Origin of the sequence: Pedobacter cryoconitis (genome assembly GCF_014200595.1) — a bacterium.
GTDB lineage: Bacteria > Bacteroidota > Bacteroidia > Sphingobacteriales > Sphingobacteriaceae > Pedobacter > Pedobacter cryoconitis_C.
The window spans coordinates 903,136-916,614 of record NZ_JACHCG010000001.1 but is presented as its reverse complement, the minus strand read 5'-3'; the positions used below and the strand labels follow the sequence as shown (position 1 = coordinate 916,614).

General features: G+C 39.4%; 11 protein-coding genes. 5 read left to right on the top strand and 6 right to left on the bottom strand.

Annotated features, from left to right (window positions below; translation table 11 throughout):
• Positions 1 to 49: 49 nt before the first annotated feature.
• On the bottom strand, positions 50 to 1,042 hold the full coding sequence (gene endOF3, locus HDE70_RS04110; protein ID WP_221302003.1) for an endo-beta-N-acetylglucosaminidase F3: 993 nt from the start codon (positions 1,040 to 1,042) through the stop codon (positions 50 to 52).
• 39 nt (positions 1,043 to 1,081) lie between these two features.
• Positions 1,082 to 2,314, bottom strand: coding sequence for an MFS transporter (locus HDE70_RS04105; protein WP_183865420.1), 1,233 nt, complete (start codon positions 2,312 to 2,314; stop codon positions 1,082 to 1,084).
• Between the two features lie 175 nt (positions 2,315 to 2,489).
• Between HDE70_RS04105 and HDE70_RS04100 the strand changes: the two genes are divergently transcribed.
• The 3 genes from HDE70_RS04100 to HDE70_RS04090 all read left to right on the top strand — a co-directional run bounded on the left by HDE70_RS04100 (position 2,490) and on the right by HDE70_RS04090 (position 6,663).
• Entirely contained in the window at positions 2,490 to 4,232 is a 1,743-nt protein-coding gene (locus HDE70_RS04100; protein WP_183888174.1) for a diadenylate cyclase, read from the top strand.
• A 74-nt stretch (positions 4,233 to 4,306) separates the two neighbouring features.
• Positions 4,307 to 4,699, top strand: a complete 393-nt coding sequence (locus tag HDE70_RS04095; protein WP_183865418.1) for a MerC domain-containing protein — start codon at positions 4,307 to 4,309, stop codon at positions 4,697 to 4,699.
• A gap of 65 nt (positions 4,700 to 4,764) precedes the next feature.
• Positions 4,765 to 6,663: a CocE/NonD family hydrolase gene (locus HDE70_RS04090; RefSeq protein ID WP_221302002.1), complete on the top strand. Its 1,899-nt coding sequence runs from the start codon at positions 4,765 to 4,767 to the stop codon at positions 6,661 to 6,663.
• On the opposite strand, the gene HDE70_RS04085 is transcribed toward HDE70_RS04090, so the two are convergent.
• The 4 genes from HDE70_RS04085 to HDE70_RS04070 form a co-directional block, all read right to left on the bottom strand.
• Entirely contained in the window at positions 6,660 to 7,529 is an 870-nt protein-coding gene (locus HDE70_RS04085) for an aldose 1-epimerase family protein (protein WP_260159912.1), read from the bottom strand. The genes HDE70_RS04090 and HDE70_RS04085 overlap by 4 nt on opposite strands.
• Positions 7,530 to 7,564: 35 nt before the next feature.
• A complete protein-coding gene (locus HDE70_RS04080; protein WP_068400803.1) occupies positions 7,565 to 7,927 on the bottom strand; it encodes a response regulator transcription factor in 363 nt (120 codons plus the stop codon).
• 80 nt (positions 7,928 to 8,007) lie between these two features.
• Positions 8,008 to 10,608, bottom strand: a complete 2,601-nt coding sequence (locus HDE70_RS04075; protein WP_183888172.1) for an ABC transporter permease — start codon at positions 10,606 to 10,608, stop codon at positions 8,008 to 8,010.
• Positions 10,601 to 11,290 (bottom strand): ABC transporter ATP-binding protein, encoded by a 690-nt coding sequence (locus HDE70_RS04070; protein ID WP_183888170.1) that lies wholly within the window; start codon positions 11,288 to 11,290, stop codon positions 10,601 to 10,603. Before HDE70_RS04070 ends, HDE70_RS04075 begins: the two co-directional genes overlap by 8 nt.
• Before the next feature lie 94 nt (positions 11,291 to 11,384).
• Between HDE70_RS04070 and HDE70_RS04065 the strand changes: the two genes are divergently transcribed.
• Both HDE70_RS04065 and HDE70_RS04060 read left to right on the top strand, forming a co-directional pair.
• Positions 11,385 to 12,092 (top strand): arylesterase, encoded by a 708-nt coding sequence (locus HDE70_RS04065; RefSeq protein WP_183888168.1) that lies wholly within the window; start codon positions 11,385 to 11,387, stop codon positions 12,090 to 12,092.
• A 12-nt stretch (positions 12,093 to 12,104) separates the two neighbouring features.
• A complete protein-coding gene (locus tag HDE70_RS04060) occupies positions 12,105 to 13,475 on the top strand; it encodes a serine hydrolase domain-containing protein (RefSeq protein ID WP_183888166.1) in 1,371 nt (456 codons plus the stop codon).
• The last annotated feature ends 4 nt before the right edge of the window (positions 13,476 to 13,479 follow it).

Sequence of the window (13,479 nt, the reverse complement as noted above, 5' to 3'; positions counted from 1 at the left end):
TGACAGCAAGCCTTTAGTAAAGATATTAAGATATCTATATATAAACGTTTTAGTCAGTAGAGCGTAAACTATCTAAAATCACCTTAGCATAAGCCGTATTTGCATTATAAGTATAAACCATCATCCCCCCTTTTTGACCCTGAGTTGGTTTCCATTTCGCTAATTTAGCATCTTCAGCCTGAGACTTCCCTCCTTCTGCATAAGACCCAAAAACCATTTTTGAAGCTGGTATCTTATTCGTACCTACTGCATAATTCATCATCAGCTGACAATCAGTAACCTTTCTATCATAAGATTGCACCTGGAAATAGTCAATAGCATCTACATATTTCTCAGCGATTTTATTCCAGGAATAAACATCCAGTCCGGTAGCAGTATGCAATTGTGTATTGTTATTCGCTTTCGGACCAAAATATTTGGTTAATGCACCAATACAAGAAAGGAAGTTAGGATTGGCATCCATAGATCCACTATACCATCCATTATATCCAATCTCTGAAAACTTTGGAAATGGAGGAATTGGATTTGGTTTTTTACCCGGATGTTCAATATCCAGGCTAATTCCATCCAGATGATATTTATCAATTAATGTCTGTTTTAAAGCAGTTGCCCAGAGTTCAGGCGTTGCATATCCATCAGGTTTTGCGTCCTGCCAGCTGGCTGCATCATCCACATTCTGCAAAACTTTAATCCCTCTTTGCTGTAAAGCTTTTACATCACTAAAATACGCACCATAAGATTTGTAATTACCCATCATACCTGTTCCTGCCGGATATTTTAAAGTATCCAGGTATTGCCAGTATTTAACGCCAAATAAGACTACCATGTCTACCCCATCAGGCAGATCACGAAGTTTAAAAGCAGGATTACGGCCATCAGTGATGTAGTAGGCAATAAATTTTTGTTTAGTAATGGCACTTGGTGTTACTGTCCCTGAAGAGCCACCACCTGCTGCTGATTCCAGTTTTTTACAGCTGGTATAAACCAGCGCCGGTAACAACAGGCACATCAATAGAACCAGTTTTTTTTTACTGTTTTTCATAAAAGATATATTTAGGTTAGAAATTAGCAATTGAAAGCGCTAAAATTCTTCCACATAATCCAGATCCTTAGAAAAAGTCTCTTTCATCCTGCTTAAGGCATAAAATGCAACCGCAAAGCTGATAATCGCAACTGTAATTCCAGAATGGATAATATTTCCGCCAAAAGCCCCTTTTAACAATTGAAAAAGCAGGGTGAGCGGAACAACAGCGCCACGTACAAAGTTAGGGACAGTAGTGGTTACTGTAGCCCTGATATTCGTACCAAACTGTTCGGTTGCAATCGTCATAAAGATTACCCAGTAACCTACAGTCAGTCCTATACCACCACATAACCAGTAAAAATGTTGTAAACTAAGGTCATAAAGTGTAAAATAGGCAGTAATACCTATAGTGGCCATCCCCAGGAAAATATAAACGACTTTAATCCGGCTCTTTAGCCACTGGCTGATTAACCCGCCGGCAATATCACCGATCACGATCCCTCCATAACACCAGGCTACGGCTGCACCTGCGCTCACTTCTCCCTGCACACGTAATACTTTACCGAATTCAGGAGATAACGTAATTAAGATCCCTACAACAAACCATAAAGGAATACCAATCAGGATACACCGGATATATTTAACAAACTGAACTTTATTTTTGAACAGGGCAAAGAAATCACCCCGGTTATTTGCTTCTCTGGATTGACTGAACATCCCGGATTCTGCTACACCGATCCGGAGTAAAAGCAGGAATAAGCCTAATCCCCCTCCAATAAAGAAGGAAGTACGCCAGTCAAACATCTGTGCAATAAAATAGGCTACTACAGCACCACTCACCCCTACAGAAGCTACAATAGTAGTTGCATATCCTCTCTTTTCTTTAGGCATCAGTTCTGCGACAAGTGTAATCCCGGCACCCAATTCTCCTGCAAGTCCTAATCCTGCAATAAAACGCCAGAACGCATAAGCATTAACAGAGTGTACCAATCCATTGGCAATATTAGCCAGAGAATACAGAAATATAGAACCGAATAGTACTGATAAGCGGCCTTTTTTATCGCCAAGCATCCCCCATAAGATACCTCCGATCAGCATGCCGATCATTTGGGTGTTTAATAACATAATACCAGTATCGGTTAATGCTGAACCGCTAAGCCCAAGAGACTTTAAACTCGGAATACGGACAATACTGAATAATAAAAGGTCATAAATATCAACGAAGTAGCCCAGAGATGCTACTAGAATAGCTGCACTTAAGGCAGCATTAGAGGCTTTGTGTGGTTGCATCAGGTAGAATGTGTTTTTTGTAGAACTAATGTAGTAATTAATGATTGACCTAATTAACTTTCTTTAACAATTGAGTTGTAAAAAATCGAATATATTTGCGGGTAATCATTCATTAATCATCCTAAACCTTAGTATATTATAGCGAAAACTCTACTTTAACAATCCAACACTAAGTATGACAGGCGCTAATAATATAATTTGGGAACATCAGCAGCATTGCCAGATATCATTGCAACTTGCAGCAGAAGAACTTTTTAATTCATTAGATGACAGGCTTTCTCCACGCATTTTTCTGATTGGGGTATTGCTTAAACCTGATATGCACCTACCTTTTGTGAGCCTGGAATGTCCGGATGCCGAATATGAAATGAAAGATTTCATGTCTTTAAAAGCACTGAGCATACAACATAGCTTACTGGTAAAACAAGAGAACAAGGAGGAAAAAGAGAACCATACCGGCTTGCTGAATACTGCTTATGTCACAGAGATGCAGCATATTTTAAGAACGCATGTCAATGGGAAAAACAATGCTTATTTCTTCTCTGAACCTGTTTACATCAATGGGTACCTGGTTTATGTGGTGCTGGAATTAAGCAGACAATTGCTAAGTACTTTTTATTATCTGACTAAAAATACGCTATCAAACGGACAGCAGATCAGCCGTTCTTTTCTGGAAAGTATTATCAAAGTATATTTAGATTCCGCAGCTGATGCGCTGAAATCAAAACCGCAATCCGATTTTAACGTACTGGCTAAAAGCCGTGATGAGCTGGTGAGTAAAGCTGGTCACGATTTTCTGACCACAATTTCTCTTGCCGGCCAAAATTCCAGTGGCCTGCATGTATTGTTTGATGCTTGTAACACTATTTCCTCTTTGAAATACGAGGGTGAAGAAGGTTTTGGAAAAATGGTTATTGCGCAACAACACCATCCTAATGTTAAAGTGACGATGCTATTGGAAAATCCTATTCACATTAAAGATTTCAGGAAAATGAGAAAGTTTCTCGAGCTGGCAGACAATAAACAGATGATGCTCTCAGATTCAGTCTGGATTTATGGCTTAGGACAGTTGACGGGAAAATATAATTACCACGATGAATCTTTATTTATTGTGCATTTCACTAAACATTTTCACTGGGAAGTTTTACACCATGATCATATTATGATGTCCGTTTCTTTCCGGATGCCTGCATTGCATAATGAAAAGATTAATAAAGAAAAGTTCTATTCCAGCTTGAAAAGAGTATTTCATGGAATTGATAAATCAAGGTTAAATGCCCTTTGGGAGGTGACTATGGAGGCCACCAAACAGAAACACGGCACTATTTTAGCCATTTCTTCTGAGGCAGATCAGGAAGCTGTCCGGCTGAGCAGCCAGTGTTTTAAGATTAAACCGATGCGGATCAATAAAGATATTATCCATCAGATCACTTCCATTGACGGCGCTGTATTAATTGATATTGACTGTACTTGTCATGCAATAGGCGTGATATTAGATGGCATTGCCACAGCTAATGGCGATTCATCCAGAGGTGCGCGCTATAACTCAGCGGTGAGGTATTATGAGCATATGATTAATAAAGCGCAGACAGTGTTGGTGGTGATCTCCGAAGATGGCCTGATTGATCTGATTCCGGATCTTAAAGCACAGATCAAACATTCAGTTATTGTAGCGCAGATCAGAGAGCTTACTAAACTCAGTCAAACGGATAAATACAGGAGAAGGAACTTTAACCGTTTAATGGAATTCTTCCAGGACCATGATTTTTATTTGTCTCCTAAAGAATGTGCAACGGTGAACAAGTTACGCCGGGCAATTGAAGTTAAATATAAAGATAGTGAAGACGGGGTGAGAATGATCTGGAACAATTTAGTACCCAATAGTGCCATGAATATTGGGTATTATGTAAGGGAATAAAAATGAAAATATGACCTGACACAGATCAAATGCAATAAAGTTGCTTCTATATTTGCAACTCAATATTATTTGCTATGTCCCTTTCAAAAACCTCACAACGCCTTGACCGGCTCGGAATGACTGCTTCGACTTTATGTGCAATCCATTGTGCTTTAGTTCCTATATTCCTGACTACACTCCCACTTTTGGGCCTTGAATTTTTAAGTAATGAATGGGTAGAGATCTCTATGATTATCGTGTCTGTAATACTCGGAACGCTATCTTTAAGTATGTCTTACCGGAAACAACATCATAAATTATTTCCGTTTATTGTTTTATTCAGTGGTTTTGCATTGATTGCCCTAGGTCATTTTTCTGGCATAGAAAGCCTTGAGCCTGTTCTAATCCCTTTAGGCGGGTTCACAGTAGCGGCTGCTCACCTGGTCAACTGGAGATTAAACAGGGCATGTACACATCATGAAAAATAGCCACCAAATGATAAAATTTGAAATGCTTTTTATAATTGTATAAACAATATGTCTATTTTGCCGGTATGAAATCTTTAGCTACGAAAACATATATCTTATCAGCCGCGGTCTCTATGTTATCATTTGGTACGCTGGCTCAAAAACCAGCACAAAATCCGGATGATGCTATTTATATTACTGCGCATTATACGAAAATTGAAAAACTGGTTCCAATGCGGGATGGTGTAAAATTGTTTACCATCATCTATGTGCCAAAAGATAAAACAAAAAAATATCCGATACTCTATAACCGTACTCCTTACTCTGCGGGGCCATATGGAGCAGAGTTTTACAAAACAAGCTTAGGCCCTTCTATCGTTTTCGCAAAAGATGGCTATATATTCGTTTATCAGGACGTAAGAGGCAGATATATGTCTGAAGGGGAATTCGTCGCTACCCGCCCTTATATTCCTAATAAAAAAGGTAAAACAGCTGTAGATGAAAGTTCTGATAGTTATGATACCATAGACTGGCTGGTTAAAAATGTGGAAGGAAACAATGGTAAAGTTGGAACCTGGGGGATCTCTGCTCCTGGTTTTTATACGACAATGACTACCATTGATGCACATCCTGCATTGAAAGCTGCTTCTCCACAAGCCCCGGTAACAGATTGGTTTATGGGAGATGACCGCCACCATAATGGCGCATTCTTTTTAATGGGGACTTTCTCATTTTTAGCTTATTACGGAGCACCAAGACCTGAACCGACGCCAAATCATGCAGACAGATTTACGGCCTATGGTACACCAGATGCTTATGAGTTTTATAAAAACCTCGGCCCTTTAAAAAATGCCGATGAACGTTATTTCAAAGGAAAAAATCTGATCTGGAATGAAATGATGGACAATGAGAACTATTCTGAATTCTGGAAATCACGTACTCCGGTTCCACATCTTAAAAATATCAAACCAGCAGTGATGACTGTTGGCGGATGGTTTGATCAGGAAGATTTATACGGTCCTTTAAAGACATTTGCGGGTATAGAAAAGAATAAACCTGCTGCCCCAAACTATTTGGTTATGGGCCCATGGACGCATGGAAGCTGGACAACCGGCAACAATGAATCTCTCGGTAATGTACGTTTTCATTCAGAAACAGGCCCTTATTATAGAGAGCAGATTGAACTGGCCTTCTTTAACCACTATCTTAAAGGAACGGCAAATCCTGAGCTGCCAAAAGCTACTATATTTGAAACAGGCTCTAATCAATGGAAAAAATACGCAGCATGGCCTCCTCCTGAAGCCAAAGAAGAACGTCTTTATTTTCATGCTGGCGGAAAACTATCTTTTGAAGCTCCTGCAAAGGATACAAAGGAATATGATGAATTTATCAGCGATCCGCAGAATCCTGTTCCTTATACCAATGCTATAAGAATTGACAGGGGTAGTGATTATATGTACGAAGATCAGCGTTTTGCAGCTTCAAGACCGGATGTATTGGTTTATCAGACGCCAATTTTAGAAAATGATGTAGTAATATCCGGGCATTTATTAGCTGACCTGTTTGTTTCTACAACGGGCACAGATGCTGATTTTGTAGTGAAGCTGATTGATGTATATCCTGGTGATGCGCCTGATGATAGTCCTGTTGCTGGAACAAAAATGGGCGGTTTTCAGCAGCTGGTTCGTGGTGAAGTAATGCGTTCTAAATTCAGAAACAGCTTTTCTGAGCCAGAGGCAATGGTTCCCGGCGCAGTTACTGAAGTTAAATTTGATATGCAGGATGCGGCACATTGCTTTAAGAAAGGGCACAAAATCATGGTACAGGTACAAAGTTCCTGGTTCCCTTTAGTAGACCGTAATCCGCAAACATTTGTGAATATATATAAAGCTACGGAGGCTGATTTTCAAAAAGCAACCCACCGTGTATATTTTAAAAACGGGCAGGCATCAAGCCTGAAAGTTAGTGTGTTGAAGGCTGATTAAAAGACTTCAACTTCCCAGCTCCTTTTCCAGTCAAGCCCTGGCGATAAAGATTGTATTCCTTCTTTATCGCTAAGTTGCTGGTTATGATGAATGCCATCAGCAATACCACACCAGGGTTCCAGACATACAAAATCTGCATCCTTCGCTGACCAGATCCCAAAAAAAGGAAAATCTATGAAACGGAAATTAAGGCCGTGCTGATTTTTAGTATTCTTTAACTGAATAGATTTACTGTTCAGGTCTTTGATTACCAGTGCATCATTGTAAAACAATTCATGCTGCAAGTTTAGTTTACGGTCACTGAGCTGTAAGATAGCGACCTGATCACTGATCAGGTTATCTTCAATCTGGTGAATATTCAAAGACTCATCCTGAGAAAATTCAAGGTAATAATCTTCATAAAGCGTATCTGAAGTTAATGGAACGGCAAAAGCCGGATGGCCACCTACAGAAAACAAAAGGTCTTTTGTTCCCGGATTATTCACTTCGTAAGTACAGGAAACTGCTGCGCCGGAAAGGCTGTATCTCAAGCTGAATTTAAACTCAAAAGGATAAACCTCCAGAGTTTGTGCATTGTGGGCAAGTGTAAATAAAGCTTCCTCCTCACTAATTTGCTGAACCTCAAAGTTAAGGTCTCTTGCAAAGCCATGACGGGGAAGCTGATAAGACTGGTCACCAATACAATAGGTGTTATTTTTAAGTGCCCCTACAATCGGGAAAAGTACAGGGCTGAATTTGCCCCAAAAAGCCGGATCACCTTTCCATAAATATTCCAGGTCATCTTTTTTGCTTTTGATACTTTGTAACTCCGCTCCTTTTGCCGAAATAGTTACTTTGATATTTTCGTTTTCCAGTAAAATCATCATTTTATAAATTTAGGCAAACAGGGAAATTTAACACCTTATTTAACCAATAATCTTTCTATTCTTTTAACTACATAATCCAGATCAAACGGTTTACTAATATAAGCATCGGCTTGTGCAGTAACACTTTTCTCTTTACTTTCAGGATTTGCTGACATTACAATCACAGGAATATGTTTAGTAAACATATCAGTTTTTAAATCATCACAGATTTCAATTCCGTTTCCATCAGGCAACATCACATCAATGATAAACAAATCTGGCAATGCATCATTTAATTTACTTTTTAACTCTGCAAAAGTTGAAGATAATTGTAATTCATATCCCTCATCTTTTAATAAAAACTCAATAATATATCTGATATCCTGGTCATCTTCTAAAACATGTATTCTTTTCTTCATAATTTCTTTTGGTGTGAATCTAAATTTTCACACAATATGCAAACATTGTTCCGAATTTTCTGGTTTAAGGACATTTTCTCTTAACTATCTTTTCTTAAGACTTCTAAAGGTGGATATTTCAATATTCCCCTGCTACTGCTCATTCCTGTAATCACTACAATCAAGGTCACTGCACTAAATAATAACACTACAGGTAAAAGTTCAGGTATGAAGACTGCGTCGAAAATATAGGTTGCCAGCGCCCAGCTTCCTGCCAGGGCAATCACCATTCCTGCGGCAGCAGCAAGTACTCCAAGAAACAGATATTCGATAGCTGTAATAGAAAGAATTTGTGCCCCTTTTGCACCGATAGTTCTCAGGAGTACAATTTCCCGAAGTCTTTGGTTTTTACTGCTTCTCACAGCAGAAATCAGCACAATCCATCCTGTGATAATACTGAAGGATGCCATAAAGCGAATAACAAAACTGATTTTACCGAGTAATGTATCTAAAACTTGCAGCACCAGCCCAAGGTCGATGACTGAAATGTTTGGAAAACCCCGGACTACTGCTGCCTGAAATTTCGCAGAAGTTTCCGCGTCAGGTATTTTAGTCATCAGCACATGGAATTTAGGGGCTTCTTCTAAGACACCAGCAGGAAATAAGACACGGAAATTGGTTTGTACTTTTCCCCATTCTACTTTCCGGAGACTTCCGATTACTGTTGGAATCATCATGCCCTGCACGTTAAAAAGCATTTTATCTCCTACTTTCACCCCAATCCTTTCTGCATAACGTTCATCAAGCGAGATATAAACTATATCCTCCGGATAGTTCACTTTTCCGACCCACTTTCCAGCTGTGATTTTTTCTGCACTGGTTAATTGTTTCTGAAAAGTAGCCCTGATCTCATTTTTAAAGGCAGAAGAAGAGCTTTCCCGCTTTTGATTCTCTTTATTTTCAGGTTCCTTCTTTTTTAAACTATCAGCCTCAGCCAATTGTGTAGCCGTTTTACCGTTAATTTCTTCCAGGCGCATCGTTACTACTGCAACCTGGTTCATTAAAGGCAGATGATATTGTGTGGCCAGTGCATTTAAGGCTTTTACCTGATCGTCCTGGATATCGAAAAGGGCCATATTAGGCTGATCTTTTCCAGAAGAGATAGTCACTTTATTAATGAGTATTCCCTGAACGAAATACAAGGTGGCAATCAGTGTGGTCGATAAACCGATAGCAACAATGAGCATGAGCGTCAGGTTATTTGGCCGGTAGAGATTAGAAAACCCTTGTCTCCACGTATAGGCAATACCCTTGGGAATTGTTTTTTTAACCAGCGTTAATAGTAGAATTGATAGTCCGTAAAATATCAAAATAGTGAGTACCAGTGCGCCTGAAAAGATAAGTGCCTGTAGCCAGCTATTCATCTGAAGATAGGTAAAGACCAGTACGAATAAGAAAATGATCAGATAAACTATAATTTTAAGCGGATCTGTTTTTAGTTTAATTTGCTCAAAAGATAGTCTTATTGCATTGAGCGGGGATATCCGGCGAACTGATAACAGAGAGGGCAAAGCAAAAAGTATGGCAATCACCACCCCTGTTATGATCCCCTGCAATATAGCTACCCAGGAAATTTGCATAGTAAAATCTACCGGCAGAAAGTCTTTCAGTACATAGGGTAATAAAAACTGAAGTCCGGAACCGATTATTGCCCCTGCAACCGCTCCTGCAAACCCAATAAAGGTCAATTGAATAAGATAAATAAAGAAGGCCTCCCAGGCACTTACTCCCAGACAGCGTAAGGTCGCAATTGCAGCGAGTTTTTCACTGATATAAACGTGAATCGCACTTCCAACTCCAATACAACCTAATAATAAGGCGATAAACCCTGCAAGAGAAAGAAATTGGGTCAAGTCCTGAAAAGCGCGGCCTGTACTTTGTTTTTTAGAAGCAATGGTTTCATGGTCAAGCCCCTCTTTATCCAGAACAGGCTTGATTTTTTTCAATAAAAAAGGAATAGCTGCTGACTGCTTGAATTTATAATAGAAAGAATAGTGAATCCGGCTGCCAAACTGAGCCAATCCCGTCTGTTTTAAATATTTGAAAGGAATATAAACCACCGGTGAAATGGAGGCCATAATCCCTGATTGTCCTGGCGCCTGTTCTAAATAACCTGCAATCGCAAAGTTAAGTTTACCAATTTGAACAGAATCGCCCGGTTTAGCATTAAATTGCAGCATCACAGTTTTATCTATGAGTGCATTTCTTCCCTGATCAAATTGTTTAGCGGCTGCTTTTGGAGTCGTTTCTATGGTTCCGTAAAAAGGATACTGGCCTTCCAGTGCCTTAATTTGAACTAAACGGCTCCCCTGTCCTTTGATAAAATAAAGCATCGAAGGAAAACTCTGTTCTTTTGCACGCTGATCACCCAAAGTATCCAGCATAGCCAATACAGGTTTACTGATCTCTTTACGGCTATCAATAATCAAATCTGCACCGGTTAGTGTTTTAGCTTGTTCATCAATATCCCGCTGCAAGTTATCGCTAAAAGAATAGACAGCCACCAAAGCCGCAATCCCTAAAATAATAGAGGAAGTAAAAAGGAATAGCCTGGATCGGTTTTTACGACTATCCCGCCATGCCATTTTAAACAACCAGGAAACAGGAACAGTTTTTCGGAAGACAGTTTTTTGATCAGGCATAAGTTTTTTGTTCGTCAGCTGTAATTACTCCACTTTTCAACTTGATAATCCGGTCAGTCCGTGAGGCGAGTTCCAGATCGTGGGTAACGATTACAAGAGTTGTTCCTGCTTCTTTGTTTAAATCGAAAAGAAGGCGGATTACTTTTTCACTGGTTTCTCCATCCAGATTTCCTGTAGGTTCATCAGCAAATAAGATTGCGGGGGTATTAGAAAAAGCTCTTGCTAAAGAGATCCGTTGTTGTTCCCCTCCGGAAAGTTGCACGGGATAATGATTTGCGCGGTCTGTTAAACCTACTTTATCTAATAATTCCATTGCCCGCGGACGGATATTTTTTTCGCCTCTCAATTCAAGCGGAACCATAATATTTTCCAGCGCAGTTAGTGTAGGCAGCAGCTGAAAGTTTTGAAAAATAAAGCCTACGTAACGGTTACGGACTGCGGCTCTTTCATCTTCGGAGAGTTGGTCTAATAAGACATGGTTTAGTTCTACACTGCCAGAAGTAGCCCGGTCTAATCCGGCACATAAACCTAAAAGCGTAGTTTTCCCGCTACCTGAAGGTCCTGTAATTGATACAGTGGAGCCTTTCTGGATAGAGAAATTGATATGATCGAGTATAGTCAGTGAGGAAGCCGCACTTTTATATTGTTTACTGACTTCTTTTATATTTAAGATGGTTTCCAAAGAAATAAGGTTAAATGATGATATTTATTGATATTTGACGTAACAGACGGTATTTTGTTACCGTTAATATATCAAAAACCAATCCTTTTATAAGATGAAGAGCATTAAGTTACGTTATAATTACATCGTTTTAATAATAGCAGCTGTGCTGTTGTCAAGTTGTGGTGATATGGATAAAAAGACTGATCAGACAGCAACAACTCCTCCGGTCAAAGATTCTGTTCAGACTCAGCATACACCAAAACAAGATTCAGTTAAACATATCCTGTTTTTTGGAACCAGCTTAACGGCTGGTTTAGGTATAAATCCAGAACAGGCTTTTCCTGCGCTGATTCAGCAGAAAATTGATTCTTTACATTTACCTTACAAGGTAATTAACGGGGGTTTAAGCGGAGAGACTTCTGCCGCAGGAAAAAGCCGTATTAATTGGTTGCTGAAACAACCGATTGATATTTTTGTACTGGAATTAGGTGCCAATGATGGCTTAAGAGGAGTTCCTGTTGCAGAAACAGCAGCGAATTTACAGGCAATAGTGGATCAGGTAAAAAAGAAATATCCAAAAGCGAAGTTATTACTTACCGGAATGCAGATGCCGCCAAGTATGGGCGAAAAGTACACTAAAGCCTTTGCTGCCATCTTCCCTGCGCTTGCTCAAAAAAATAAGATGGAGTTCTTGCCCTTCTTGTTAAAAAATGTGGGTGGTATCCCGCGTTTAAATCAGAAAGACGGGATTCATCCAACTCCTGAAGGACATAAAATAGTTGCAGAGAATGTATGGGCAAAGCTAAAGCCTGAGTTGTAATTTCCTTGCCTTATGAATCCTGAACAAATGATCAGCCAGCTGGCCGGATTTTATAACCATGATCAGTTTGCTGAAATCTATCTCCTGCATGCAGCTGAATTTCAAGAACATGTTCCTGAAAAGACGGTCATGGATTTCTATAAGTATGATATAAAGCGAAGCCTTGGAGAGATTACTTCGTGGGAATTTATAAAAACTGAAGAAGAAGTATCGGAGTACCTGGTAAATTTCAAATATGGGGAACTCTCTTTAAAGATAACTTTAACAGCAGATTATTTACTTGCCTTAGTGAATTGGGAACCGGTTCATCAAGAAGAAGAAATTTTGAATAGCAGAGATCCACTCACAATTCTATCTGCTAATTTATTAGCAACTCCTTTACAGCGTTTTATTGATCAGCTGGCCATCAAGTATCTTCAGGACCCTAATAACCGGAGCCTGAGTATTGGTTTGATTCATGGAACACATACTGAAAAGTTCTTTTATGGAGAGACCCAACAAGGAAACAGCACTTTGCCAGGCAGCCATTCTCTTTATGAAATCGGCTCAATTTCCAAGACTTTTACAGCTGTTATACTTGCCCATGCGATCAATCAGGGCAGGATCAAATTAAATGATGATATTAGAAAATACTTATCAGCGGATTATCCAAATCTGCAATTTGAAGGAACACCTATCAGGATTATAGATCTTTGTAACCATACTTCGGGTTTACCCGGACTCCCTGAAAATTTCGAAGATCATAAAGGTTATGAGGAGAATAATCCCTATCTGAATTATTCGAAGAAAATGATTGTTGAATACCTGGAAAATTTTGTTCTGGATGAGCCTCCGGGCACAAGGGCCGAATATTCAAATCTTGGTTTTGCCATTCTGGGGATGATACTCGAGGATCTTTATCAGCTTTCGCTAAAAAAATTGCTTCAGGAAGCGATTACTGTCCCATTGGGAATGAAAAATACAACTTATGAAGTTCCTGCGAGTCATCAGAATTCTCTTGTTGCTGGTTACGATCACGAAAATGGTGAAGATGCAGGTTATTGGGATTTAGGGGCTTTTAAGGCTGCTGGTGGATTAAAGTCTGACTTAGATGACCTGTTAAGCTATCTTCGTGCAAATATCAATGATTATAATAGAGATTTTTCATTAACCCATCATCAAACTGATGTTCAGGCTGGTTATGGACGGGGACTTGCCTGGGTTACCCAATTTTTTAATGAGGATACGATAATCTGGCATAATGGAGGAACCGGGGGGTTCAGAAGTTATTGCGCATTTGTAAAGGAAAAGCAAATTGGTTTGGTTGTATTGAGTAATTCCAGTAAAGATGTGGATGATATGGCGCTGGAAATATTATTATATAGTATCCAGGATCAGCAATAAGTAT